Genomic DNA, 26565 nt, shown 5'->3' with positions numbered 1-26565 from the left:
CCGCAGCCCTAAAATAAAATCATGGGTTATCTTGTGTAGTCAAGTCCTAAGCATGATATTGATATATCAGCTACACTCTAAAGACAGAAATTTCAGTTATAACTTAGTTGAAGTTTTCCACTAAAATTGACATATTAAATACAGAAATTCCATATTAACTTAGCTATCCTCTGAGGTTTGATCGTGACTGTGAGCTTGCCTTCCCCGACTAGTCCCTCACAAACAGAGCAACACACCCAGTCTGCCAGCTCTACTTCATCAGTTGTAACCCCAAAACGGGCAACTGGTGGTTTTGCGCTACTGGATAGCCTCCTGCGCCACGGTGTTGAGTATATTTTCGGCTATCCCGGTGGAGCAATTCTGCCGATTTATGATGACCTGTACAAAGTAGAAGCAACTGGTAGTCTTAAGCACATTCTCGTCAGGCATGAACAAGGCGCGGCTCACGCTGCTGATGGTTATGCTCGCGCAACTGGCAAAGTTGGTGTGTGCTTCGGTACTTCCGGCCCTGGGGCGACTAACTTGGTGACAGGTATCGCTACGGCTTACATGGATTCGATTCCAATGGTAATTGTCACAGGACAAGTACCTCGGAAAATGATCGGTACAGATGCTTTCCAAGAAACAGATATTTACGGCATTACTATACCAATAGTCAAACACTCCTATGTAGTGCGTGACCCGGCTGATATGGCACGCACTGTAGCTGAGGCGTTTCACATTGCTAGTACAGGTCGTCCAGGGCCAGTTTTAATTGATGTGCCTAAAGATGTGGCCTTTGAAGAATTTGATTATGTGCCTGTAGAACCAGGTACAGTCAAGTTACCGGGTTATCGTCCGACGGTGAAGGGTAATCCCCGGCAAATCAACGCCGCAATTCAACTAATTCAAGAAAGCCGTCGTCCTTTACTTTACGTCGGTGGTGGTGCGATCGCATCTAACGCCCATGCAGAAATTCAAGAACTAGCAGAGTTATTTAATATCCCCGTCACAACTACCTTGATGGGTATCGGTGCTTTTGATGAACACCATCCCCTATCTTTGGGGATGTTGGGGATGCACGGCACTGCTTACGCTAACTTTGCAGTGACGGATTGTGATTTGCTCCTTTGTGTAGGTGCAAGGTTTGATGACCGTGTAACCGGCAAATTAGACGAATTCGCCTCCCGTGCTAAGGTCATTCACATCGACATCGACCCCGCAGAAGTCGGTAAAAATCGCGTCCCGGAAGTACCCATCGTTGGTGATGTGCGGAGAGTTTTAATTGACTTGTTGCGTCGCTGTAAACAAGCAGGCGCAAAAACCACACCCAACCAAAATATAGAATGGCTGAATTTAGTTAATCGTTGGCGAGAAGAATATCCTTTAGTCGTCCCCCAACATCCTGACAGCATCCCACCTCAAGAGGTAATTTCTGAAGTTGGTCGCCAAGCACCCCACGCTTTCTATACTACTGATGTTGGTCAGCACCAAATGTGGGCAGCACAATTCCTCAAGAATGGCCCTCGACGCTGGATTTCTAGCGCAGGTTTAGGAACAATGGGTTTTGGTCTACCTGCGGCGATTGGTGCGAAGGTAGCTTTTCCTGATGAGCAAGTCATCTGTATTAGTGGTGATGCCAGTTTCCAAATGTGTTTGCAAGAATTGGGAACTGCTGCACAATATGGCATTAATGTCAAGACCGTAATCATCAACAACGGTTGGCAAGGGATGGTACGCCAGTGGCAACAAGCCTTCCACGGCGAACGCTATTCATCCTCAAATATGGAAGTAGGGATGCCAAATATTGAACTGTTGGCACAAGCCTACGGCATTAAGGGGATAATTGTAACTGAGCGTGAGCAATTAAAAGATGCGATCGCTCAAATGTTAGCCTACGATGGCCCTGTAATTTTGGATGTTCACGTCACCAGAGACGAAAACTGCTATCCAATGGTAGCTCCTGGTAAGAGTAATGCTCAGATGGTTGGTCTACCCAAGCAACCACCAAAAGCAAATGTAGAACCAATCTATTGCAGCCACTGCGGGACGAAAAACTTACCAAACTATAACTTCTGTTCTGAGTGCGGGACTAAGTTGTAACTAGTTTTTGTTCTAGCCAAGTCTCTCAAATCCAACCATAGAACCCCAGTTCGTAGTAAGGACTTTAGTCCTTCTTTTAGGACTAAAGTCCTTACTACAAACCTTTAATTATTTCGCCGTTCTACTTACGAATTACGAATCCAAGATGGTATTTAAATTATAAATCGTCGTATCTGGTGGTAATTCAGGTGGCGGGATAGGTTCTAAACTCGCAGTGATACCATTTTTTATTTCTACCTCACAGACTGCTAAATGCAAATCAAAATTTAATTCCCGCATACTCTGCTGGGCTTGTTCAACATACCAGTCAGGGAAAGAACTAATTAATATAGTTGACTCAATTACTTCATAATCTGCATCAATTTCTTCAGACTCATCTCGCAGTAGAGGGGGTATGTCATTGGTCAGTTGATTTAAACGGGGTAATTGTTGCTGATTTGTCTTAACTCGGTAAAAAGGCATAAGCAATTCAAGATTAAAAATATTTTACGGGATGTTGCTAAAAAACTTAAAGTTAATACATCCTTTGAAGGATAGTTGATTCAGAATAAGTACCATCATGATTGTGTTACTGAGTTTTTCTCAATACCTTTAATTCTGTTAAAAAACTACGTAACATGGAAGTTTTGAGTTATGGATTTAAATCTAACTTTCATAGGCTGAAACCCTTGGTTTTTGAGGATTTAGGCTTTTTTTTATGTCTGATGATTCTAAATTTTAACGAAGGTATTGTTTATGGTAGTGCTAAGTTTATCGGTTGGCAATGTTATCAACCTGATACGAACTAATAGAAATAACTAGCAAGTACAAAATTTAACTCAGCACGGACTACTCTAACTAGTGCGTCAAGTTTAAATTGATGGATAAGCAAGTTTGTAGTAAGGACTTTAGTCCTTAGAAAAATCAGGACTTTAGTCCTTACTACGAACCACAAAAATTGTTACTTTTCTTAACAATTTTTGTGGTTTAATTTAATCAATTGTATTACTATATTGTTATATAGCAAAAAAGTATTACAGTGTAGAAAATGAAAAAACAAAATTGGATGGCAAATTTATTGGGATTAGGGCTATTTATCTATCTTCTGGTTGATATCGGCTATCATTCGTCAGCGTTAGCATTTCCCCTGTCATTGACTAAAAGTTTATCTACCCCAACTACAAAAGTAACAGCAGTGGTTAATTCAAATTCAGATGTAAAAACGGCATTGGATACTTATCTCAATTCCATCCCCAGAGGCTATTACACCGTGGGGAATGTAGAAGAATTGCAACGTTTGATCAACGAAGATCATATTCTTTTAATTGATGTGCGAGAGCCTTCTGAGTATGCAACTGGGCATATTGGTAATGCTATTAATATTCCTTTGCCAAAACTGACTCAGAACCTTGAACAAATTCCCCAAAATCAGCCTGTCGTTATCTACTGTACTTCTGGTTATCGTTCAGCAATGGCGGTGATGTCTTTACGCCTTTTGGGTTATGACAATGTACGAGGCTTTCCCCCCAGTATCAACGGTTGGAAGGCAGCAAATCAACCATTAGCGACTTCGGCTACATAAATTATCAAAAAATAAAAAACGGCACAGACATTTAACTCTGACTGAGCATAAAGTGAAGAAAATGTTCCCTTTCTCCACACGCCATCATTAAAGCCTACTATGCGTATTTGTTTGTCTGATGAGGCAATTACCAATTTAATTGCAGAAGATGTTCCCTATTTTGACTTGACAACCTTGGGATTGGGTATTGGCAAGGAACAGGGGAAAATAGAATTTTATACTCGCCACCCCATGACTGTCTGCGCTGCGGAAGAAGCGGTGAGGGTGATAGAAAAATGTGGAGCAAAAGCACATTTCTCTGTAGAAAGTGGTACTCATTTAGAGGCAGATCAATTAATTTTGGCAGCTACAGGTAGTGCAGAGTCTCTACACATCGCCTGGAGAATAGCTTTAAATTTGCTGGAGTATACTTCAGGAATAGCGACGCGCACCAATGAATTTGTGAAGGCGGCAAAAATTGTTAATCCGGCTATTTCTGTAGTGACTACGCGCAAGGTATTTCCAGGAACTAGAGCATTAATGATGAAGGCGATCGTTGCGGGTGGTGCGCTACCTCATCGCCTAGGACTCTCGGAAAGTATTCTGATTTTCAAGCAGCATTTAGTCTATATGGGGGGTCTGTCTGGATTGCTAGAACAGATAACACCCCTGAAGCAGCGATTTCAAGAACATAAAATCTGTATTGAAGTGGAAACGGTAGAAGATGCTTTGGTAGTGGCAGTAAGTGGAGTTGATATCATCCAAATTGATAAGATGTCACTGGGTACACTCAAGGAGCTAGCCCAGAATCTTAAACAACGGTATCCTCATGTTAAACTTGCAGCCGCCGGCGGTATTACACTGAATAATGTCCAGGAATATGCCGCCACTGGGGTAGATTTATTGGTTACTAGTTCTCTCTATTTTGGTAAGCCGGCGGATATTGCGGCGAAGATGTCATCATAATTCATAAGTATCTCCTCACAAGTTCTTCAATCTTTTCTCGTAAGTTTAGGAGAGAGAGATAAATCAAGGATGTCTACCGAGTGAGTACGATGAAAACAGATGATATGGATGTTTTAGAAGCGTTAATAGATAAGTTGACATTAGCTGCAATTCTAGAGATGTTAGAGCGAATATGCCACAAAAAAGCTGAAAATCTCAGAAGTCATTGGCAGGATGAGATTACGGCAAAGCTGTGGGAGAAAGCCGCTAGACATATAGAACAGCTAAATGTTGATGTTTAAACGCGGAGGGGCGCGGAGTATTTTTAAGTAAAATTTGGTACTTCTACCCAGGTTGAGGTGTTATGGGATTTATGGGATAAATCCATTAATAACTGTGAGTAAATGCCTTCTTTTAGGGATGGTATTGTTTGCTGCTGAGTGTCAATTCCTTGTATCCATTGATTCACTACGCGCAAAAATGCACAAATGCGTCCATCAGGGTAATGTTGGGGAAATAGTAATCTTTGGGGAATTTCGATTTCTTGGAGGGGTTCGCCTGGGTGAGAACCCCAGACTTTAAAGCCATGTATGTAATCTTTTTGGTTGTCGCTGCCTATGATTAGAGTACCGCGATCGCCATACACTTCTACCGAATGTGTCCGGGAAGCGTGAACTACGGCACTGATGGCGACTTGGCAAGGTGTACCGTTAGCTAATTCTAAGGACAACAGACAGGTGTCATCTGTTTCTACTGGCTTTAATTCACCGCTAGCCGGTTCAACTCGTGCGGGGATAGCAGTAGTCAAATGGGCGTTTAATCTCTTGACTGGGCCAAATAACCAGTAAATGTAATCGAAGGCGTGAGAACCTAAAGAACCCAATGCACCGCCGCCTTTTTCTTGAGATGAATACCAATTCCACGGGCGGGAAGTGTCAGCACGGGAAGAACCTAACCAATCAATTTTAATTAAGCGTTGGTTGCCTACATAGTCTGATGTCAATAATTCAGCGAAAAGTTGCCACGCGGGTACAAAGCGAAATTCAAAGTCTACGGTAGCAATTACATTTTGTTTTTTGGCTAATTGATACAGTTCTTTGGCTTCTGTAACATTTAAAGTTACGGGTTTTTCTAGTAGTAAATGTTTCCCTGCTTGTAATACTTGTTTTGCCATTTCATAATGTAGAAAGGGCGGTGTTGAGATGCTGACTGCTTGTACTGTTGGTAAGGCTAAAATTTCAGCAATTGTGTCGCAGGCATGGGGAATATTATTAGCTTCGGCAATGGCTTTGGCTTTATTAATATCGCGGTGATAAATCGCCACTATTTCTGTACGATGATGGGCTTGAAATGCGGGGATGTGGACTTTTTGACCGAATCCAGTGCCAACAATTGCTATGCCAATTTTATTTTGTAATTCTAAAGTCATTAATTATAAATTTTGGCTGGGTGTAATAAGAGTATTATTATCTCACGCAGAGGCGCAGAGGCGCAGAGAGAAAGAGGAGTTTTTTCTTTGGTGTTGCATAAATGTGGGATGGGTTTAGATTGTTAGTTAATGGTAAAGCTAGATTATATTTGCTTACCCTGGGGGTTCTGCTTTGCAGTATGTGCGAAATACGATTACTACTTTAAGAGTCTCATGGTGAAGGGGTAGCGGTAATGTTCGCCGTTATATGCTTTGGTGGCAGCGAAGGTTACTAGGAATAATTGTAATATAAAGAGGGCGACGATAAAGGACATCCAGATAAATAATAAGCTGTCTAAAACTGTATTTATTTGATTGATTTCACCATTGGTAGCTAAGGCAATACCACAGCTAGCTAGGACTACTGATAAAGAAATCATGACAATAATTACAATGTAAAAAGTTAAGGTGATTTGAAAATTTAAAGCTTCTTTTCCTTGAAAGTCAACCCAGGGATATTTGATTTTTCTCATTTGCCAAATGATTAGCGGGAGGGCAATATTTAGGGGTATAAATAAGGGAATACCCAATAAAATTAAGGCAAATAATAGTATCCATGCTAACAATGCTGAGAGATGACACAACATAGCCCAGACACGCATTTGTTGGTTGTATTTTTCTCTCATAGCTTGTAATCTCATGTGGACAGAGAAAGAATGTTTATCCACATTATCAATAAAAAAAGACTCCCAACAGCTTAGAATCTTAAAATTTCTTGGTCATAATTTTCTGGTAGGGGTTCTATTTGCCAAACTATGCCTTCGCCAGCATCTAGGGTAACTTCGACGTAAAGTTGTTCTACGGCGGTTGTGGCTATATCTTCATTGTTGGGAAATGGTTGTAAGTCTTCGGTGAGGAGTCTGAGTTTAAAGCCGCCAGGAATGACTGCGCCGACAGTAGCATTTCTTAACTCAAACCGCCAAGATGGTTCTTCTGGTTCGCCTTGGGGTGAAATTAATAGTTCGTAGGTTTGACCAGTGATCGCTAATCTACGCGATAATGTTACTCCTGGTTGTATTCCTTCTACACTCCTCGCGCCGGCTGCACTTAATTGTAAGTTCAATCTACCCCAACCCATCGCCTCAGCCGTTTGGGAAATACTCTCTTGCAACCATTGCACTACTGAACGCTGTTCTGGTAGCCCTAGGCGGCGTTCATATAGGCTTTTGCGCCAGCCTCCATGTTCCATTAGTCCCCCCCACAATTCAAAAGGGACTGCTAACCGGGGGGTGATAACTTCGGGGTTTCCTAAACGGGTAATTAAGTTTTGGGCTTGGGCTAGGGGTAGAGTGGGTAAAGTTGCAAGTTGGCTGCGTGTGGCTGTCTGGGAACAAAATTGTAATTCTACAGGTAATACACTGATGTCAGTGGTTATATCACTCGCATCTAAAGTATAAGTGCGATCGCCTGCGTCATATTTACCTTGATTTTTTAGTTGTGCATGACTACAGTAACCCCAAACCCTAACATAGCCAGCATCTGGTTCTACTTGCACCGCTAAATAATAATCCCCCACCCAACTTGGTAAATCTACCCATTCTTGGGGTACACGTAATTCACTTAAATCAATATTTTCACTGGGAACTAAAATAAATCTAGTTACGTCTAGAGTGACGGCAGTTCCATTTACCAGTTCCCAAATGCTGGCTAGAGAATTGGTATAAGGCCAAACCTTTGCTTGGCGTGTAAAATCTTCTTGCAACCACGGCAAGACTGCACTCAAGCAAATTTCGTTTAAATAGGCTTGATACCAGGAACTAGGATGTGAAAAGGACTGACTGGCTATATTTACTTGATTTTGGGGTTGATTAGGGATTTCTAAAATCAAGTCTGTTGAGTCAGCAAATGTAAATACAGTAGGGTTAGCAGTCATGACGGACACTCCGGGGGGATCAATTCAAAATTCAAAATTAAGAATTAAGAATATTTTGGATAATTAGCTATTTCTCGAACAGACGTAAAAATCTACAAATCTTAATAAATAATTTTTGACGGTTTTAGCATAGTTTAGGGGTGCGAGACATTGTAGTAGTTCTGTAACCAGTCTTCTATCAACGTACTCATACCCTTGAGTATGTCTGGTGTTAGAGAAATATGCAGTGTATCTTGACTCCAACTTGCTAGCGATCGCAATAAAGTTTCCTTAGTTTTGCTGAGTCGTCGGGAAACGGTGTATTGTTTGATGTCTAATTGTTGAGCGATCGCATCCTGATTCAATTTTTGACCGTAGTATAAAATTAAAATCTCTTGTAATTGAGCATCTAGTTGAGAAACTGCCTTAACTAATACTTGATTGATTTCTACTTGTTGTGAATTTCTGGCTTGTTCTTCCTCCTGGATAATAATTTCTTGAATTAAAGATGGCTGTTCTGTACCAGGAAGATTATCTAAAATCTCAAAGGAATCATCACTACCCTTAGTAACATTCAGAGAATCTAGGTTGGGATATAAATATTTGCGTGCAGCTTTAGCCGCATTCAATAACCATTTCTCGATAGTTTGGGGGTTGCTTGCTGGGGTATTTTGGGAGTTATAAGCTTTAGCGATCGCCTCCCAGGTTGCATCATCTGGGCGAGATAATTGGCGTGAGTTAGCCGCTTTTGTAGGCACATACAGGGTTTTAAAACAACTCCAAGCCTGGATGTAAGCCCGAATTTCTGTTGGGGACAAACCAGCATTTTGCAAAGATTCATCCAATCGCTTTTGGCTGATTTTGCGTAACAGCCCCCAATCGGTGCAGATATCAACTTCCTGGCGTTGGCGTAGGGTTTCCCGAATCGCACTACCAAAGATAATGCTAGCGTAGTTTTTCAGCGTGCTGGTTTGACTGGGATTAAATCCTTTGAGGACTCGATCAATTTGGGCGATCGCTACTTGAAAACAGTCTGACAGCTTGTATTGCGTACTAGTAAAACTAGCGGCTGTTTTTTGGGATGTCCAATAACAGGGTTCTTGCAGATAAGCCATCAGATGTTGCTTGGCTAAGGATTGAGTTTCGGGAACTTGCAAAAATTTATACCAATACAACGCCCAAAAGTGTTCCGAAATTTCCTTGGGGGTTTGGTGGAGACAACTTTGAATGCTGCGACGCAAGCGCGATTCCATCGCCCACCGACTGAAGCGATCGGCATCGAACTGCACAAAAGTTGAAAAAATTTCAATGATGCTTTGCCGAGGTTGCATAAAAAACTAGAAGCCGACCTATAGGACAACAGAAGGTGTTCAACAACACCTGCACACACTTTACTACAAGGAAAAAGTATCATGTTTCGTCTAGGATTTAAATCTTTAACACTTGGGGGCATGGTAGCCTTAACTACGGCAACTACAGCTTTAGCCCAAGTACCAATACTTCAAAACTTCCAGCTAGTTCAAAATCAAAATTTTAATTGTGGCCCGCATCTGCGTACTTACGTTGTCACATCTCTTAATGGTAATCAAGGTGATGGTATCCGTTGCGTCAAATTTAGCGAAGGTAAACCAGGTACACGAGTTCCCAGATTGGCGTGGTATGGTGAAGGAAATTGGAGCGGTTCAACCTATCGTCACGTAGGACAAGCCATCTACAGAGGCCGCAATTTGGTTGGTTTTGCTTCTGATATTCACGGTAATGGTGAATATTTTAACGGCGACTTCCCCGGAAATTTAAGTGTACAAGTCTTGGGTGGTGGTTCAAGAATTCGTGTTACCGGTGCATGGAATGAAGAATGGCAATTAGTCAGAAGCACTAATTACAACCCTTTACCCAGACCAAAAACCTGTGGCGGATATTTCGATGAATACCAGGTTTCTAGCCTCTCAGGTAGTAATGGTGATGGCTTGCGTTGTTTTCTGCGGGGTGGTCTGAAAAACACCACTTGGTTTGGTAACGGTAATTGGGGCGGTTCTACCTATTCTCATGTAGGAACACGTTCTGTTAATGGTTATGGTGCTGGTGATATTTGTGACAATAACTTCGGTACATTTTGTAACACCTTTGATTGGGGTTCATTAAACTTAACACCTGTTCCTGGTGGTTTTGATGTGACAGGTGCTTGGAGTGAAAACTGGCGATAATCAATTATTAACTCGTTAAAATTCCCAATTCAAATTTTCACTAATTAATCATTTTGAATGCCTGATATTTATCTACAAGAATTAATATCAGGATTCAGCTATTAAATATTAAATGGAGTGTGAATAAAATGATAAAACGTGCTTTGAGTCTTGCTGCTGCAAGTGTAGCTTTAACTGCTGCTTTGGCTAGTCCTACTTTAGCTGCACCTGGTGATTTTGTTGGCACTTGGGTAAATAAAGATGCTAATACTCGCGGTATTACTCGCTTGGTGATTACCTCTGCTGGTAGCAATCAATTAAATATTCGGGTCTTTGGTCAATGTCAACCTACAGATTGCGATTGGGGTACTACACCATTAGCTACCTATGGTGTTAATGTCCAAGATACTAATCATGGTTATGGTTCAGCTAATTACAATAAGGGCTTTGCTAATACCTTTTTAGGTTTAGGCTATGCTGGTAAACAAATCATGGTACAAAGCTACACGCAATTTTTAGATAATAGTGGTAGGCAAAACTACTATTCTCGTGAATACTTTCAAAAAATCCCAGTAGTTAACGTACCGATTAAACGTTTACCACTTAGCCCAAATAGATAATTCTGAAAAAGATCGAGAGCATCCCACTTTTTTGTATATCATTGCGAGAAAAGAGTAGCGATCGCAAAATCTCTAACTAAGAGTGAGTCCATGCGATCGTTACTCTTCAAGAAGGCTTCGCCAACGTCCCGTAGGGAAGGCAATAACAGTTATTCTCTTATTGAATCTGATTAATTTGCTGTTTTGAACAAGCCTTTTTTGTGTTGTGATAATAGACCAATACCTGCAATTAGACCCAATCCCAACACAGCAGAAGCTTCAGGTATAGACTGAGTAGAGTCATACTCATACGTAACTCGGATACTCGTTTTAGCCGATGTAGCCACAAAAGAGCTAATATTACCTGAACCTCCAACTACTGAATTGCCTAAAGCTGAGAATATGAAGTTTACATTACCAGCACCGATGAAGGACTGTAAAAACTGGCTATCAGTAGAAGCAAAAGTACCCGATTGCGAGGCCATTAGTCCAGGTATTGTCTGTCCAGAAGTCCCACCAAAATTAATTGTGCCATCATATGCACCAGTTTCGTAGCTAGAAACATTTTCCGGCTCTAGTGTTAATAGAGACTGGTTGTTGAGAGATAAACTTAATTTACCACCAAGTGAAACGTTTATTTGAGCAGGATTTGGACTTATGTTTTCAAAGCCAGCATCTCCTTTGATGTCACCAGTAAAGTCTATAGTTACACTTTGGAGAGTGCCGAGAGACGTGTTAAATTGTTCAATACCAATAGATTGATTAAGGATGTTTGTGGGTGCAAAGCTAGTGCTAGCTGTTTTTGTCAGGGAAGCAGCGTTTGCAGAACCAGCACTGACAATAATTCCTGCCAATGTTGTAGCAGTTCCTAGAATCTTAAAAAGTGTTGTTGTCATGGGTGATAATCTTCTTAAAAATTGATTGCCAGCAGGATTACTCACCTATTTCTAACTCTGAAACTTTATAAATAGGCTTGTGGAATATACTTAATTTTTTGTAAAGATTTTACAAAAGTTATTAAAAATAAGTGCTGGGTATTTACTCATTACTCATTACTCATTACTTATTTTGTTCTTGTGGGACAAGGTTCTGGCTACAATATTGCTATGTCTCAAACTTCTGCTTCTATCACTTCTACCCGTCCCACCTTCATCCTGATAGATGGACACTCCCTAGCCTATCGTTCTTACTTTGCGTTTGCCAAAGGACGAGATGGCGGACTGCGTACTAAAACGGGGATTCCTACTAGTGTATGTTTTGGCTTTCTCAAGTCACTCTTGGAAGTCATGGATACACAACAGCCGCAAGCAATGGCTGTGGCTTTTGATTTGGGTTTACCAACTTTTCGCCACGAAGCTGACGATACCTATAAAGCTGGCCGTGCAGAAACCCCAGAGGATTTTATCTTAGACTTGAAAAATCTGCACGAGTTACTGCAAGGTTTTAATCTGCCAATTTACACTGCGCCTGGTTATGAAGCAGATGATGTATTGGGAACATTGGCGCAGAAAGCCACAGCTGCTGGGTATAAGGTGAAAATTTTAACAGGCGATCGCGATTTATTTCAACTCATCGACCCAGCGAAGGAAATCACTGTCTTAAATTTTAGTCCTGATGCGCTCAAGCGTTCGACCAATACTATCACTGAATTCAGTACAGAACAAGTTAAAGAAAAACTTGGTATTTTACCTACACAAGTTGTTGATTTTAAAGCCTTGTGTGGGGATAAATCAGATAATATTCCCGGTGTCAAGGGTATTGGGGAAAAAACCGCCGTTCAGTTACTAAATTCCTACGAGTCCCTAGATCAGATTTACGCAGCATTAGATAAAATTAAAGAAGCAACCCAGAAAAAACTGGTAGAAGGCAAAGAAAATGCGGAAAAATCGCGCTATTTAGCCAAAATAGTTGTAGATGTTCCCCTTGAAGTGAATTTGGAAGACTCCAAATTCAAAGGTTTTGATCATAGCCTGCTGACTCCCATCTTAGAAAAGTTAGAATTTCACTTCTATTTAAATAAAATCAACGAACTTCAGCAAAAGTTTGGCGGACAAGTTGAGGAAATTACCACAGCATCACCTACCACAGATGCAGAAGATGAAGATTTGTGGTTTTTCAGTGCTGATGACACAGCAAATGTTTCTCAACCCACCGATTCACCCATTCAACCGCGCATCATTAATACTGAAGTTAAACTAATAGAATTAATTCAGATATTACAGACATTCACTAACCCAGAAAATCCTGTAGCTTGGGACACGGAAACCAGCGATTTAGAACCCAGAGATGCTGAATTAGTAGGTATTGGCTGCTGCTGGGGAACTGCACCTGATGAATTAGCCTATATTCCCATTTCTCACAAAACAGGGGAAAATTTAGATAAGGATTTAGCACTCAAAGCACTACGACCAATCTTAGAAAGTGCTGATTATCCCAAAACTTTCCAAAATGGTAAATTTGACCGCTTAGTTTTTCGCACTCAAGGCATTAACTTAGCAGGAATCGTATTTGACACTATGTTAGCTAGTTATGTTTTAAATCCAGACACTAGCCATAATCTGACTGATTTAGCTTTGCGTTATTTGGGATTAAAATTAACAAACTATGGTGAGTTAGTTCCCAAAGGTAAAACCATTGCGGATATAAATATTGTAGGTGTAGCTCATTATTGTTGTTTGCAAGTGTATGCAACATGGCAACTCGTGCCAAAAATGCGTGAGGAATTAGATAAAATTCCAGCTTTATCTCAGTTATTAACAGAGGTAGAACAGCCACTAGAACAAGTTTTAGCAACAGTAGAATATACTGGATTTCGCATTAATTCAGATTACTTAAAAGAACTTTCCCAGCAATTAGAAATAGATTTAGCAAGATTACATGAACAAGCAACTGAATTAGCTGGAGAAAAATTTAATTTAGGTTCTCCTAAACAATTGAGTCATATATTGTTTGAAAAATTGGGATTGAGTACCAAATATTCACGGAAAATTCAGACTGGTTACTCTACAGATGCAGCCACTTTAGAAAAACTGCAAGAAGTTGATGAAACTGGCTTCGTTAATGCCATTATTGAGTATCGTACTTTATCAAAATTAAAGTCTACTTATGTAGATGCTTTACCTGCATTAGTCAGACCAGATACCCACAGAGTACATACTAATTTTAATCAGACAGCAACATCAACCGGTAGACTATCTTCTTCTAATCCTAATTTACAAAACATACCCATTCGCACAGCTTTTAGTCGGCAAATTCGCAAAGCATTTTTACCCGAATCAGGTTGGTTAATGGTGGCTGCTGATTACTCTCAAATTGAGTTAAGAATTTTGGCACATTTGAGTCAAGAACCAGTTTTAGTAAAAGCATATCAGCAGAATGAAGATATTCACACTGTAACGGCAAAGTTAGTCTTTGAAAAAGAAGATATTACAGCCGATGAACGCAGAGTAGCTAAAACTATTAATTTTGGTGTAATTTATGGCATGGGTTCGCTGAAATTTTCCCGTTCCACTGGAATTGATAAAAACGTAGCTAATGAATTTATTAAACGGTTTAACGATCGCTACCCGCAAGTTTTCGCTTATCTAGAAGGAGTGAAAAAACAAGCGATATCTCAAGGTTATGTGGAAACTATCCTCGGTCGTCGCCGCTATTTTGAGTTTACCATCAACAGTTTACGCAAACTCAAAGGTAGCGACCCAGAAGATATTAACTTGAGTAAATTAAAAAATTTAGGTGCTTACGATGCAGGTTTACTGCGTTCCGCCGCCAATGCGCCAATTCAAGGTTCGAGTGCAGATATCATCAAAATTGCAATGGTGCAAATCCATGAAGTTTTACGAAACTATCAAGCACGGTTATTATTACAGGTTCATGATGAATTAGTCTTTGAAGTTCCGCCTGATGAGTGGGAAGAACTACAACCACAAATTAAATCAGTCATGGAAGGCGCAGTAAATTTGAGTGTCCCATTGCTAGTAGAAGTAAGAGCCGGTGAAAACTGGATGGAAACAAAGTAGTTTTGGACACTAGATCCCCGACTTCTCAAAGAAGTCGGGGATCTGACTTGCTCAAACACCCAGAAATTTGGCACAATAAACTCAAAAACCATGCCTCAGCCCGGTGACATCCTCCGCAACCACTATAAAATTATCAAAATCCTCGGTAGTGGTGGATTTGGCGATACTTACCTAGCTCAAGATATAGACTTACCCGGACAGCCAAAGTGTGTAGTCAAGCACCTTAAACCTAACTCTGACCCCGCAGTCTTACAAATTGTCAGAAGATTATTTGATAGTGAGGCGCAGGTTTTATATAAGTTAGGTAATGATAGCGACCAAATACCGCGACTGTTCGCCCACTTTGAAGAAAACGGCGAATTTTACTTAGTGCAAGAATTTGTAGATGGCGTAGACTTAAGCCATGAAATTATTCCCGGTGAAAAGTTAACAGAAATAGCAGTCACTAAACTTTTACAAGAAATCTTAGAAATATTAGCAGTAGTTCATAAAAAGAACATTATTCACCGTGACATCAAACCGCAAAACTTAATGCGTCGCCGTCAAGATGGTAAGATAGTCCTGATTGACTTTGGTGCAGTTAAAGAAGTAAACACCATGACGGTGAACACCCAAGGTCAAACAAGTTTTAGCGTTGCCATTGGTAGTCTTGGTTATATGCCCAGTGAACAAGCAGCCGGACAACCAAAGTTAAGCAGCGATGTCTATGCAGTGGGGATGTTAGGGATTCAAGCTTTAACTGGCTTACAACCTAATGAACTACCAAAAGACCCTACTGACGGTGAGGTAATTTGGCGGAATTTGGCAAATGTCACTGAGAAGTTGGCAGATGTGTTAAATAAGATGGTGAGTGATTACTTTCGGGATAGATATCTTTCAGCAGTGGAGGCGTTAGCAGCAATTACATCACTACAGCCACAGCAGCGACAAGTAACGCCAACTGTACCTATACCACAGCCACAACAGCGACAAGTACCGCCACCACCGCCATCAGCTACACCAACAAAAATCATCACACCAAGCTGGTCAAGGCGAAAGATAATAAAAACTGTGGGGTTTGCGGGTGCTGGGTTGGGTTTAGCAATTGTAGTACCGCGCCTATCACAGTCTAATTCAGTTCCTATTACACCGTTTCGCATTCCCTCCAGTAGCTTACAAACCTTTCAATTTGAAACGGTGACGGTAGATGCAAAAGGGAAAATCACCAACCGCCGTAATGAGGAAGCAAGATACTTTACAGAAGACTTGGGGAATGGTGTCAGCTTAGAAATGGTGCAGATACCAGGGGGAACATTTACAATGGGTTCACCGGAAACTGAGAAAGACCGAGAATCAGATGAAAGTCTCCAGAGACAGGTGACAGTTCCCGGCTTCTTCATGGGGAAATATGAAATTACCCAAGCACAGTATCAAGCCATCATGGGGACAAATCCTGCTAACTTCAAAGGAGAGAAAAGACCTGTAGAACAAGTAAGTTGGGATGATGCGGTAGAATTTTGTGAGAAATTGAGCCAGAAGACAGGAAAAACCTACAGGCTACCTAGCGAAGCGGAATGGGAATACGCTTGTCGAGCGGGGACAACTACACCTTTTTATTTTGGGGAAACCATCACCCCAGATTTAGTTAATTATGGCGGTAACAATCCCTACGGTTCAGCACCCAAAGGTGAATATCGTCAACAAACAACAAATGTAGGAATATTTCCGCCGAACTCTTTCGGATTATATGATATGTGTGGTAATATCTGGGAATGGTGTCAAGATGTACACAATAATAGCTACCAAGGCGCGCCGACAGATGGTAGCGCGTGGTTAATAGGTAGCGATAATAACATAAGGCTGCTGCGTGGCGGTAGTTGGTTCTCCGATGCCTGGGCTTGCCGTTCTGACGCTCGCCTTAGGTACGCGCGCGCGAATCGTAACATCAGTTTTGGTTTTCGCGTGGTGGCTGTGGCTGTGGCGTGAGGATTCCTTACCCTTTACACTCTTGCCCTTTAGCCCTCTGCACTTTTTATTCTTTTCCCTTCTTATTCCCCCGCCGTCAGGCGGAAAAAAATTTTTCTAAATGTAGTGTCTATATATCAAGACCATTATACACGAAGTTCAAAATTTAATCAAACTGCAACTCAACCTCTAGATCCCCGACTTCTTTGAGAAGTCGGGGATCTGACCTAAGTCAAGACAACTGACTTTTCACCCAATCACGAAATATTTTTACTAATTCCAGATAATCCATTGTTTCGGCTTGTTGCAAAAATCCAGCAATTTCTGGAATGGGTAACTTAACAAAGAATTGACTAGTTTGGCAGGTAATATAGGTGTCATTTTGTAATTGTTTAATCACCAGAGATTCCCCGTTATAAATCCAAACTTCTGCCACACCCAAATCTGCATAGACTCGTAGACGACTATCAGAACTGCTGGTGACATCAATTTCCACGACTAAATCGGGCGCGGGGTCTTGTGTTAAGTCCAGTCGTTTTTTTCCCCGAACTAGGGCAATATTACGAATGTAGAAACATTCATCTAGTTCTGCACCACCCAGTTCAGGACGTTTTAAAGTAGTTGAACCCAAGGGTTCTATACTTATATCCAGTTCTTCAGCGATTATCTCAACAAAACGCCCTGCAACTTTCTTAAATCTTTCATGTTCTGGGGATGGGGACATAATTTCTAGGTTGCCACGATTGTAAGTCAACCGGAGACGGCGATCGCTTAATTCTTCTAGTAATCTCTCATAAGTCTGCCAGCTAATCCCCGTCAGGTGAATTATTTCATCCGGTGGTGTCAGCAATGTTGCAGTCATAGGTTCAACCGAAAATCTTATGGCTTTATTTTAGAGGATAGAAACAGAGAAAGCGATCGTTAATTTATCCTAACGGCAGAATTTGCGATCGCTATCATTTTCTGGATAACTTCATTACAAAAAAAAGGGCGCAATATTTTGCACCCTGAGAGATGGTAGAAACTTAAAATTGGTAATTTAATCAAAAAATTGGCAAGGAACGATAGAGCAAACAGTAGGCAGAATTTGACGAATCACGAATTAATAATAGCTGCCTGATTTACGGTATTCGAGGGCGGTTAATCCTTCGTTTTCTAGGACTTCGCCGTTATCTACTACTGCATAAATTAACCATCTGTCACCGCATTTAATTTGATTTTGAACTGTGCATTCCAAATAGGACAATGCTTCGGTGAGAATGAGACAACCATTAACGGCGGTTTTGGTAGAAAGATTGATAAATGGGTTATCTCCTAAAGTGCTGTGGCGGGAAAAATAGCGGCGGACATTTCTACCTTCTTTGAGAATATTCAGCACAAATTTATCGCCTGGATGACACATTAAGTCTGCGTTCTGTTCATCAGCGATCGCAATCATAATTCCTGGAGGGTTGACATGACCGAGAACAATGTAATCGGTTTCCCGGCTTAAAGCAAGTGTCGTGGATTTAGGGGGATTTAAAAGTATTTGCTGGTCTAATGTCTTTCGCTGGGTTGAACGCAGTGAAACCCAACATGAATCTCGGAAACTCAACTAGTGAATCTCAATATTTAGTTAACCTATTGCATTTATAAGTTTAAAAAATACAAAGTATCGTTTTTCTTGATCCATGTATTGTTAGTTATCAGCAATAATTTCGCGCAGCTATTTTTGATCAAAAAAACAGAATTTATAATCACAACTATTAACTAAACTCTATGTATAAGGTTTTTATACTCAGTTCCCAAGTTTTAATTATCTAATTCACGCGATAGATGCTGTCAGATGTACTATTGAGAGAAGAATAAATTATGCTTTGCTCATAATGACCTTAGCTGAAACTCCCAATACCCAAAACTCTCTCAATCCTTTTCTCACCCTGAATTACGAACCAGCTTTGGCATCCTTGGGTGATGATTATTATGATGAAGTAGCCGCAGCAGAATTTCCCCAACATACTCTACGCTGGCGCAATGATGCACTATTGCCAAAATTGGGACTAAATCCCCAAAACGTTCAAGATGAAGACTTTATTATAGCTTTTAGCCTGTTTCAAGGACGCAAACCATTTTTAGCACTGCGCTATCACGGCTATCAATTTGGTGAATATAACCCCCAGTTAGGTGACGGACGGGGCTTTTTGTACGGTCAAGTCCGTGGTATTGATGGCGAACTCTATGATTTTGGCACTAAAGGTTCTGGGAGGACACCTTACTCCCGTGGTGGGGATGGGATGCTGACCCTCAAAGGTGGTGTCAGGGAAGTTTTAGCCGCAGAAGCCTTACATCAGTTGGGGGTTCGTACCTCTCGCTGTCTAACTATGATTGAAACTGGTTTATCTCTGTGGCGCGGTGATGAACCTTCACCTACCCGTTCATCTGTAATGGTGAGGATGAGCAGTTCACATATCCGATTTGGAACTTTTGAGCGTTTATACTATTTACAGCGTCCAGATTTAATTCAAAAGTTATTAGACCATGTAATTGAGCATTATTACTCTCACTTAGCTAATGAACGAGATAAATATGCTTTGTTCTATGCTGAACTAGTTAAACGTGTCGCAGAACTAGTTGCACAGTGGATGGCCGCAGGTTTTTGTCATGCAGTCCTCAATACTGACAATATGGCAATTACGGGGGAAAGCTTTGACTACGGCCCTTATGCGTTTATTCCAACTTATGACCCTTATTTCACTGCTGCCTATTTCGACTATTACAAACGCTATTGTTATAGTCATCAGCCGGGGATTTGCCAATTAAATCTGGAATTGCTCCAACAACCATTAAGGTCAGTTATCGATAAAGCTGATTTAGAGGCTGGATTAGCAAAATTTGGTGATTATTACGTTGCGGAATATCGCTCTTTAATGCTAAAAAAATTAGGTTTTGAACAGTTGCTTGCGCCTGAAGCTGATGAACTGTTAGGTCTTACCATTCAATTTTTACAAGATAGCCAAGTTGGGTATCATCAGTTTTTCTATGAAATGGCTCGTACTTTCTCCTCGAAGTGGAGAGATGAACCTGGATTGGTACTCAACCCTTCAGATGTTGTACCTACATCAGACAAATCAGCAATCTTTGATAATTGGTGTATACTCTACCATAAAATTCTCAATAATTTTAATCCAGATCAAATGGACAGTATTGCTCAAACTCTTACTTACTACAATCCCAAAACTGTATTATTAAGACCTGTAATTGAGTCGATTTGGGAAGAAATTGCTCAGGAAGATAATTGGCAACCTTTTTACCAGCTATTGCAGACAATAGCGTCTAGAGGCTAGTACCGCTACGCAGAAGTCAAAAATCAAAAGTCTTGTATATTGAGGCTTTAAACGATTGATAATAGTCTGTTTATTTACGCCGTGCTGTACTCGTGGTCTATTAAGTTAGTTTTGACGGTTCGTAGTAAGGACTTTAGTCCTTAGAAAAATCAGGACTAAAGTCCTTACTAAAAAAAAGCTTATCCCTCAATTCAAATTTGATGACCTACTAGTACCGCACGGCTAACAAAACAGTACAGCACGGCAGAATTAAAAATTAAAAATCAATATAACACTTGTGTTTTGTTAATTTGGGATAGGTGGTTGATTCATAACGTACTGTACTAGTATTGGATAACTTTTTATTGGCGTAAAAACATCAAGTTAATAACTGCATATATGCTGAATTAGAATGCTGTCATATGGATAATTATTTAAATTTAATTAGACAATTAATTCTAAATTAAGATAAAGTTTTATTTTGATTTATTCAAAATATCAAAAAAATATGATTGATAAAATTAAACAAATGTAAAAAAATAAGAAATAAATATAAAATCAATAGATTAAGTCAAAAAATTATGTATAAATTGTTTTACAATTGCAATCCTATGTAATTATCCCCTTGCTATTATGGCTAATTTTAATTACTTACAAAGAAAAAACTAGCTACAGACCCTTTCAAAGTGCTGGAGGATAAATCAGTGTACAGGCAGCACAAACATCAGAGATTTACATCGGTGAATTTTTTTAGCCCCCAAAAGTTGCTGCCGCTTCTGGTTGGTGTAGTGATATTCGTTGCGGTGATTATCTTTTGTCAGAGATTAATAGCCGCAGAACAAAATAATATTCAACAACTAATTCAACAACAGGCAGAGTCCACCAAAACTGAATTAGTGACCAAGTTAAATTATCCCATTCTAGCTTCCTGTCGGGTGCGGTGGACTCTGCCCAGCTTTGTATTACTGGCCGGAATATTAGCGACTGGGGGACTCACATTATTAACTTATTTGCTACGAGTTACCCAAATTAGTAACCGTAAGATAAAAGCTATCAATCAAGAACTAGCTCAGACAATTGCCGTACAAAACCAAACAGAAATAGCTTTGCGAGCTAGTGAAAATAGATTGCGGCAGTTACTCGAAACAGTGAAAGTCATCCCTTGGGAATTAGACTTAAAAACCTGGCGTTTTACCTATGTGGGGCCACAAGCCGAAATTCTATTAGAATATCCCGTTGCCCAATGGTATGAAGAGAATTTTTGGTTGAATCATTTGCATCCCCAAGATAGAGAACAGGTATGGGATTTTTGTCAAGCAGCCGTGGCTAGAGGCGAAAACCACGACATAGAATACCGGATGATTGCTGCCGATGGCAGAGTTGTATGGCTGCGAGACATTATAAGCGTAGTGCAAACAGATGGAAAACCCGTGCTGCTGCGGGGGTTTATGTTTGAGATTACCGACTTAAAACTAGTAGAAGAAACCTTGCGCTTGCGGGAGAGAGCATTGGCTGCTACTAGTAATGGTATTGTCATTGCCGATGCCATACTAGCCAACAATCCCATCATGTATGTTAACTCTGGCTTTGAGCAAATCACCGGTTACAGTGCCACAGATGTAATCGGGCAGAATTGCCGCTTCTTGCAAGGTACAGATACCCAACAACCAGCCCTCAAAGAACTACGATTAGCTCTGAAAGCTGGCAGAAGTTGTACAGTGATTTTGCGAAACTACCGCAAAGATGGCAGTTTATTTTGGAATGAATTAAGCATTTCTCCCATTTATGACGAAACAGGTCAATTAACCCACTTCCTAGGGATTCAAATAGATATTAGCGAACAGCAAGCGGCACTTCGTGAACGCCAACAAGCTGAAATGGCACTACGTCGGCAAGCACTCACCTTTGAAAATATCTACGATGGTGTCATCATCACAGATTTAAAAGGCACAATTCTAGACTGGAATCCTGCCGCAGAGAGAATATTTGGCTATACCAAAGCCGAAATTTGTGAACAATCTATCAGCATTTTACATAAACTTGAAGAAGATTTAGCCTTGAATACCGCCATCATTGAAGACATTGCTCAACATGGACGTTGGTCAGGGGAAATTAACTTTGTTCGCAAAGATAGTAGTCAGGGTATTTGTGAAACCACCATAGTACCTTTGCAAGATGAACAAGGACAAAATATAGCTACGATTAGCGTCAATCGTGACATCACCGAACGCAAACAATCAGAAGCTTTACTACATCGCAGCGAAGAACGCTTCCAAGCCTTCATGAATCATAGTCCCACCCATGCTTGGATTACAGACTCTGAGGGAAAAATTATCTACCTGAACGAAAATTATCGCTGCACCTTGAGATTACCTTTAAAAAAACTGATTGGCAAAAGCATCTTTGATATTTATGAAACCCAATTTGCTCAAAGATTTCTAGAGAATATTCAAACCGTTGCTCGGACTAATAAAGTCCTGGAAGTTGTCGAGTCTGTCCCCTGTGTTGACGGCACAGTGCGAGATTTTTTGGTGTATAAATTCCCGATTTCTAGCCAAGGAGAGGAGTCTTTAATAGGAGGGATTGCCGTTGACATTACTGAGCGTAAACGTGCAGAAGAAGCACTCCGTAAAAGTGAGGAGCGTTGGCAATTAGTTATTGAAGGCAATCAAGATGCCATTTGGGATTGGAATATTGTCACAAATGAAACATTTCGCTCGGCACGATGGGGAGAGTTAGTAGGAGCAGAAAACTATCAACCCATCAGTAGTAATCAAGATTTTACTAGCCGCATTCATCCCGAAGATTACGACCTGGTAATGGCTGTAACCCAAGATTATCTCAGTCACAAAATCCCCAAATATGTTTTAGAGTATCGTCTGCGTTGCCAAAATGACAGTTACAAGTGGGTGTTAGTTCATGCTACAGCCCAATGGGACGAGCAAGGTAATCCAGTGCGGATGGTTGGCTCAATCAAAGATATTACCGAACGGGTGCAAGCACAAGAAACACTGGAAAGACAATTAAATCGGACACTGCTCCTGGAAAAAATCACGCAGGAAATTCGTCAAAGTCTGGATATTAAAGAAATTTTTGCCACGGCTGCTACGCAAATTGGACAAGCTTTTGCAGTTGATCGCTGTTTAATCCATGCTTACGTCAGCAACCCATCTCCCCGCATTCCCCTAGTAGCAGAATATAACAATGTTCCTGATTTCTGCACTATGGATAAATTAGAAGTACCCATGTCAGGGAATCCGCATGGTTTAGAAATGATCACCCATGATCGCGCTCTTGCCTCACCCAATGTTTACGCAGATCCTTTACTAGAGTCTTCAGTCCTCATTTGTCGGAAAATGGGCTTGAAATCCATGCTAGCCATCCGCACCTCCTATCAAGGCGAACCCAATGGTGCGATCGGCTTACATCAGTGTAGCTATTTCCGTCAGTGGACTCCAGAAGAAATTGAATTACTAGAGGCAGTAGCCGCACAGTTGGGAATCGCCCTCGCCCAAGCGCAACTCCTAGAACAAGAAACCCGCCAACGGGAAGAACTTACCGTGAAAAACTTTGCCTTAGAGAGGGCAAAACGTGCCGCAGAAGACGCTAATCGGGCAAAAAGTGAATTTTTGGCAATGATGAGCCATGAAATTCGCACCCCCATGAATGCCATCATTGGCATGACAGAACTACTGCTAAATACTGATTTGACACTCCAACAGCGAGATTTTTTAGAAACCGTCTTAACCAGTAGTGAAGCTTTGCTTACCATCATTAATGACATTCTGGATTTCTCCAAAATTGAGTCAGGGAAATTAGAACTAGAAGCACAGCCTGTTGATATTAGAACTTGCGTAGAGCAAGTAATTGACTTGTTAGCCCCCAAAGCTGCCCAAAAAGATATTGAACTGGCTTATCTAATTCATCACCAAGTTCCGCCTGTGATTATCGGCGATTTAACTCGTCTGCGGCAAATTTTAACCAACCTGCTCAACAATGCTATAAAATTCACTGAAAAAGGTGAAGTGATTCTGTCTGTACATAGCACTCCCAAACCAAAAAACTGCTGCGAGCTGCTCTTTAGCATCCAAGATACAGGCATTGGTATTCCACCTGAGAAGATGAAACGGCTGTTTCAACCTTTTGTACAAGCAGATGCCTCCATGACTCGCAAATATGGCGGTACAGGATTAGGGTTAGTCATTAGTAAACGCTTAGGGAAAATGATGGGGGGGCATCTTTGGGTGGAAAGTCAAGGATCTGTGGGTGGTAGTCCCCCGGCTGGATGGCAAAGTAGAAAGCCAGTATCATCTACTATCTCAGCCCCCGGTTCGACATTTTACTTCGCCATGAAAGCCCCAATCGTTGCTGATCCCGATACCGATGAATTGATGACTTCCCCAATGCCATTGATCGGTAAAAGGTTGTTAATAGTTGATGACAATCCCACCAATCGCAAAATTTTGCGCCTACAAGCTGAACCTTGGCAAATGCAAACTTATGCTGTGTCATCTGGTGCAGAAGCCTTAGCTCTACTTGACCAGGAAATCAAGTTTGATATTGCAATTTTAGATATGCAGATGCCCGGAATGGATGGCTTGACCTTGGCGCGGGAAATCCGCAGGCGTTCTGCTTATCAATATTTACCCTTAGTAATTCTCACCTCTTGGAGTAAATCAGACAAGGATGCTGATTTTAGGGAGATGGGATTTGTTGCTTGTCTGCATAAACCAATTAAACAATCTCAACTCTACGATGTTCTGGCCTGTAATTTGGGAAATCAGCCAATTCGAGCGCGTGTTTCTCATTCTCATTCCACCCCCATCAAGCAAAATTTGGCAGAGCAATTACCACTGCGGGTGTTACTGGCTGAGGATATGGTAGTCAATCAGAAAGTCGCTCTACTCATGCTGAAAAAAATCGGCTATCGGGCTGATGTGGTTGCTAATGGGTTAGAAGTCTTAGAAGCATTACAACGTCAGACTTATGATGTCATTTTGATGGATGTAAATATGCCAGAAATGGATGGCTTAGAAACTAGTCTGAGAATTTGTCAAACGTGGAGTGCTGATTCTCGTCCCTATATTATCGCCATGACTGCCAATGCTATGCAAGGCGATCGCGAAGAATGTCTAGCAGCTGGCATGGATCACTATATCAGTAAGCCCATTCAGATTGATGATTTAGCTAAAGCACTAGGGAAATGTCAGCCCCTCAAACCCAAAAATCTTTTCCCCAAGCTAAATCCATCAGTAAATCATGAGTCAAAAATAAATGCTATCGATACTGAAATATTGCAAGAATTACGTAATATGTTGCATGGAGAAGCAGGTGCATTTGCTGAATTAATCAACTGTTACCTGACAGAAGCTCCTAAGTTGATCCAAAATATTAGTGTAGCAATCACAACTCAAGATGCCCAATCTATATGGAATACCTCTCACAAGCTAAAATCCAGCAGTGGCTCAGTGGGAGCAGTCTTATTAGCACAACTTTGCAAGCAACTAGAAGAGCAGGGACGCAGTAACAACTTGGCAAATAGTGTAGAAATCGGCACACAACTTTGTCAAGAGTATGAGCGAGTCAAAACTGCTTTGCAAAGAGAAATTAATCAGGAGAGATCATGAACACTAATGTCCCACAAGAGCCGTCTTTAATTCTCATTGTTGACGACGAGCCATTTATCAGAGCGCAGTTACGACTGTCTCTACAATATGAAGGCTATCGGACAGTAGAAGCTCAAGATGGTAGAGAGGCGTTAAGTGTTTTTCATCAACTGCAACCCGATATAGTGCTTCTGGATGCAATGATGCCGGATATGGACGGCTTTGAGTGTTGCACTCGCTTACAATTACTAGACCATAGCAAACATACACCAGTTTTAATGATTACTGGACTGGAAGATAAAGAATCTGTCGATCGCGCTTTTGAAGTTGGTGCTATCGATTATGTGACTAAACCAATTCACTGGCCAGTTTTGCGTCAACGAGTCAAACGTTTAATTCAACAATCCCATCTCCAACAAAGGCTAGAAGCTGCTAACCGAGAATTAAAACGGTTGGTAACAATTGATGAATTGACTCAAATCGCTAACCGCCGCAGGTTTGAAGAATATTGCTCCCAAGAGTGGCAGTGCATGGCACGGGAGCAACTATCTTTGTCTTTGATTCTCTGTGATGTTGATTTCTTCAAAGCATATAATGATACTTACGGTCATCGGGCAGGCGATCGCTGTCTACAATTGGTTGCTAAAGCTATTCAAGATAGTGTCAAACGTCCAGCTGATTTAGTCGCCCGTTATGGCGGAGAAGAATTTGCTGTGATTTTACCCAGAACAGATGTTGAGGGTGCAGTTCATATCGCTGAAGCCATTTGTCAATCCGTGCGGATGCTGGGTGTACCACATAGCCATTCACAAGCAAATATTTGTGTCACTATCAGTGCTGGTGTAGCGAGTATTACTCCTCAGCCCAACTCCGATTTTCAAGAAATTATTGACGAAGCCGATCGCGCCTTATATCAAGCTAAAATCGCCGGACGCGATCGCTGCCAAAAATACAGCAAACTCCTCTCCTCGACTACTTTTTTATGGAAGGAAGTCGGGAAATAATAGACCTCTTGCATAAATGCT

At 41.0% G+C, this 26565-nt stretch carries 18 protein-coding genes and 1 pseudogene; 11 read left to right on the top strand and 8 right to left on the bottom strand.

The features are described 5' to 3' along the window. The first annotated feature begins 183 nt into the window (after positions 1 to 183). A complete protein-coding gene (gene ilvB / locus L6494_RS25885; RefSeq protein WP_237990630.1) occupies positions 184 to 2082 on the top strand; it encodes a biosynthetic-type acetolactate synthase large subunit in 1899 nt (632 codons plus the stop codon). Positions 2083 to 2214: 132 nt separating this feature from the next. Here the strand turns inward: ilvB and L6494_RS25880 are convergent, their stop codons facing one another. Then, positions 2215 to 2544: a hypothetical protein gene (locus L6494_RS25880; RefSeq protein WP_237990629.1), complete on the bottom strand. Its 330-nt coding sequence runs from the start codon at positions 2542 to 2544 to the stop codon at positions 2215 to 2217. 565 nt (positions 2545 to 3109) lie between these two features. On the opposite strand from L6494_RS25880, the gene L6494_RS25875 reads away from it, so the two are divergent. The 3 genes from L6494_RS25875 to L6494_RS25865 all read left to right on the top strand — a co-directional run bounded on the left by L6494_RS25875 (position 3110) and on the right by L6494_RS25865 (position 4869). Next, positions 3110 to 3643, top strand: coding sequence for a rhodanese-like domain-containing protein (locus L6494_RS25875; RefSeq protein ID WP_237990628.1), 534 nt, complete (start codon positions 3110 to 3112; stop codon positions 3641 to 3643). 99 nt (positions 3644 to 3742) lie between these two features. Continuing rightward, on the top strand, positions 3743 to 4588 hold the full coding sequence (modD, locus tag L6494_RS25870; RefSeq protein WP_237990627.1) for a ModD protein: 846 nt from the start codon (positions 3743 to 3745) through the stop codon (positions 4586 to 4588). Between the two features lie 89 nt (positions 4589 to 4677). Continuing rightward, the gene (locus L6494_RS25865) at positions 4678 to 4869 is read left to right on the top strand and encodes a hypothetical protein (protein WP_237990626.1); all 192 of its coding nucleotides are present in this window, start codon (positions 4678 to 4680) and stop codon (positions 4867 to 4869) included. 23 nt (positions 4870 to 4892) lie between these two features. Here the strand turns inward: L6494_RS25865 and L6494_RS25860 are convergent, their stop codons facing one another. The 4 genes from L6494_RS25860 to L6494_RS25845 form a co-directional block, all read right to left on the bottom strand. After that, positions 4893 to 5996: a Gfo/Idh/MocA family protein gene (locus L6494_RS25860; RefSeq protein WP_237990625.1), complete on the bottom strand. Its 1104-nt coding sequence runs from the start codon at positions 5994 to 5996 to the stop codon at positions 4893 to 4895. Positions 5997 to 6193: 197 nt separating this feature from the next. Then, positions 6194 to 6661 carry a DUF4870 domain-containing protein gene (locus tag L6494_RS25855; RefSeq protein WP_237990624.1) on the bottom strand — a complete coding sequence of 156 codons (468 nt, stop codon included), beginning with the start codon at positions 6659 to 6661 and terminating at the stop codon, positions 6194 to 6196. A gap of 71 nt (positions 6662 to 6732) precedes the next feature. Next, on the bottom strand, positions 6733 to 7908 hold the full coding sequence (locus L6494_RS25850) for a DUF1822 family protein (protein ID WP_237990623.1): 1176 nt from the start codon (positions 7906 to 7908) through the stop codon (positions 6733 to 6735). 134 nt (positions 7909 to 8042) lie between these two features. Continuing rightward, entirely contained in the window at positions 8043 to 9218 is a 1176-nt protein-coding gene (locus L6494_RS25845) for a sigma-70 family RNA polymerase sigma factor (protein ID WP_237990622.1), read from the bottom strand. Between the two features lie 81 nt (positions 9219 to 9299). On the opposite strand from L6494_RS25845, the gene L6494_RS25840 reads away from it, so the two are divergent. Both L6494_RS25840 and L6494_RS25835 read left to right on the top strand, forming a co-directional pair. Then, on the top strand, positions 9300 to 10091 hold the full coding sequence (locus L6494_RS25840; RefSeq protein ID WP_237990621.1) for a hypothetical protein: 792 nt from the start codon (positions 9300 to 9302) through the stop codon (positions 10089 to 10091). 128 nt (positions 10092 to 10219) lie between these two features. Next, positions 10220 to 10690, top strand: coding sequence for a hypothetical protein (locus L6494_RS25835; RefSeq protein WP_237990620.1), 471 nt, complete (start codon positions 10220 to 10222; stop codon positions 10688 to 10690). 170 nt (positions 10691 to 10860) lie between these two features. Here L6494_RS25835 and L6494_RS25830 read toward each other — a convergent pair whose 3' ends face one another. Next, positions 10861 to 11565, bottom strand: coding sequence for a choice-of-anchor E domain-containing protein (locus L6494_RS25830; protein ID WP_237990619.1), 705 nt, complete (start codon positions 11563 to 11565; stop codon positions 10861 to 10863). A 210-nt stretch (positions 11566 to 11775) separates the two neighbouring features. On the opposite strand from L6494_RS25830, the gene polA reads away from it, so the two are divergent. Together polA and L6494_RS25820 are read left to right on the top strand one after the other, a co-directional pair. After that, positions 11776 to 14688, top strand: a complete 2913-nt coding sequence (polA, locus tag L6494_RS25825; protein WP_237990618.1) for a DNA polymerase I — start codon at positions 11776 to 11778, stop codon at positions 14686 to 14688. Between the two features lie 90 nt (positions 14689 to 14778). Beyond that, on the top strand, positions 14779 to 16653 hold the full coding sequence (locus L6494_RS25820; RefSeq protein WP_237990617.1) for a bifunctional serine/threonine-protein kinase/formylglycine-generating enzyme family protein: 1875 nt from the start codon (positions 14779 to 14781) through the stop codon (positions 16651 to 16653). Between the two features lie 211 nt (positions 16654 to 16864). On the opposite strand, the gene L6494_RS25815 is transcribed toward L6494_RS25820, so the two are convergent. After that, on the bottom strand, positions 16865 to 17494 hold the full coding sequence (locus tag L6494_RS25815) for a Uma2 family endonuclease (RefSeq protein WP_237990616.1): 630 nt from the start codon (positions 17492 to 17494) through the stop codon (positions 16865 to 16867). A gap of 240 nt (positions 17495 to 17734) precedes the next feature. Then, positions 17735 to 18088: pseudogene (locus tag L6494_RS25810) on the bottom strand (flavin reductase family protein); the annotation flags it as partial. A gap of 409 nt (positions 18089 to 18497) precedes the next feature. Between L6494_RS25810 and L6494_RS25805 the strand changes: the two are divergent. The 3 genes from L6494_RS25805 to L6494_RS25795 all read left to right on the top strand — a co-directional run bounded on the left by L6494_RS25805 (position 18498) and on the right by L6494_RS25795 (position 26544). Further along, positions 18498 to 19955 (top strand): protein adenylyltransferase SelO, encoded by a 1458-nt coding sequence (locus tag L6494_RS25805; RefSeq protein ID WP_237990615.1) that lies wholly within the window; start codon positions 18498 to 18500, stop codon positions 19953 to 19955. A 683-nt stretch (positions 19956 to 20638) separates the two neighbouring features. After that, complete coding sequence (locus tag L6494_RS25800) at positions 20639 to 25561, top strand: PAS domain S-box protein (protein WP_339394239.1); 4923 nt, start codon at positions 20639 to 20641, stop codon at positions 25559 to 25561. Further along, complete coding sequence (locus L6494_RS25795; RefSeq protein ID WP_237990613.1) at positions 25558 to 26544, top strand: response regulator; 987 nt, start codon at positions 25558 to 25560, stop codon at positions 26542 to 26544. Before L6494_RS25800 ends, L6494_RS25795 begins: the two co-directional genes overlap by 4 nt. Positions 26545 to 26565 lie beyond the last annotated feature (21 nt).

It is taken from the genome of Nostoc sp. UHCC 0870 (genome assembly GCF_022063185.1).
In the GTDB taxonomy this organism is placed as follows: Bacteria; Cyanobacteriota; Cyanobacteriia; order Cyanobacteriales; family Nostocaceae; genus Trichormus.
The sequence above is the reverse complement of the archived record's forward strand: the minus strand, read 5'-3'. Positions and strand labels throughout refer to the sequence as shown.

Bases quoted from the DNA above. Each gene is read 5' to 3' on its own strand.
- L6494_RS25880 (WP_237990629.1), bottom strand. From the start codon at position 2,544: ATGCCTTTTTACCGAGTTAAGACAAATCAGCAACAATTACCCCGTTTA.
- L6494_RS25875 (WP_237990628.1), top strand. From the start codon at position 3,110: ATGAAAAAACAAAATTGGATGGCAAATTTATTGGGATTAGGGCTATTT.
- modD (WP_237990627.1), top strand. From the start codon at position 3,743: ATGCGTATTTGTTTGTCTGATGAGGCAATTACCAATTTAATTGCAGAA.
- L6494_RS25865 (WP_237990626.1), top strand. From the start codon at position 4,678: ATGAAAACAGATGATATGGATGTTTTAGAAGCGTTAATAGATAAGTTG.
- L6494_RS25860 (WP_237990625.1), bottom strand. From the start codon at position 5,996: ATGACTTTAGAATTACAAAATAAAATTGGCATAGCAATTGTTGGCACT.
- L6494_RS25855 (WP_237990624.1), bottom strand. From the start codon at position 6,661: ATGAGAGAAAAATACAACCAACAAATGCGTGTCTGGGCTATGTTGTGT.
- L6494_RS25850 (WP_237990623.1), bottom strand. From the start codon at position 7,908: ATGACTGCTAACCCTACTGTATTTACATTTGCTGACTCAACAGACTTG.
- L6494_RS25845 (WP_237990622.1), bottom strand. From the start codon at position 9,218: ATGCAACCTCGGCAAAGCATCATTGAAATTTTTTCAACTTTTGTGCAG.
- L6494_RS25840 (WP_237990621.1), top strand. From the start codon at position 9,300: ATGTTTCGTCTAGGATTTAAATCTTTAACACTTGGGGGCATGGTAGCC.
- L6494_RS25835 (WP_237990620.1), top strand. From the start codon at position 10,220: ATGATAAAACGTGCTTTGAGTCTTGCTGCTGCAAGTGTAGCTTTAACT.
- L6494_RS25830 (WP_237990619.1), bottom strand. From the start codon at position 11,565: ATGACAACAACACTTTTTAAGATTCTAGGAACTGCTACAACATTGGCA.
- polA (WP_237990618.1), top strand. From the start codon at position 11,776: ATGTCTCAAACTTCTGCTTCTATCACTTCTACCCGTCCCACCTTCATC.
- L6494_RS25820 (WP_237990617.1), top strand. From the start codon at position 14,779: ATGCCTCAGCCCGGTGACATCCTCCGCAACCACTATAAAATTATCAAA.
- L6494_RS25815 (WP_237990616.1), bottom strand. From the start codon at position 17,494: ATGACTGCAACATTGCTGACACCACCGGATGAAATAATTCACCTGACG.
- L6494_RS25805 (WP_237990615.1), top strand. From the start codon at position 18,498: ATGACCTTAGCTGAAACTCCCAATACCCAAAACTCTCTCAATCCTTTT.
- L6494_RS25795 (WP_237990613.1), top strand. From the start codon at position 25,558: ATGAACACTAATGTCCCACAAGAGCCGTCTTTAATTCTCATTGTTGAC.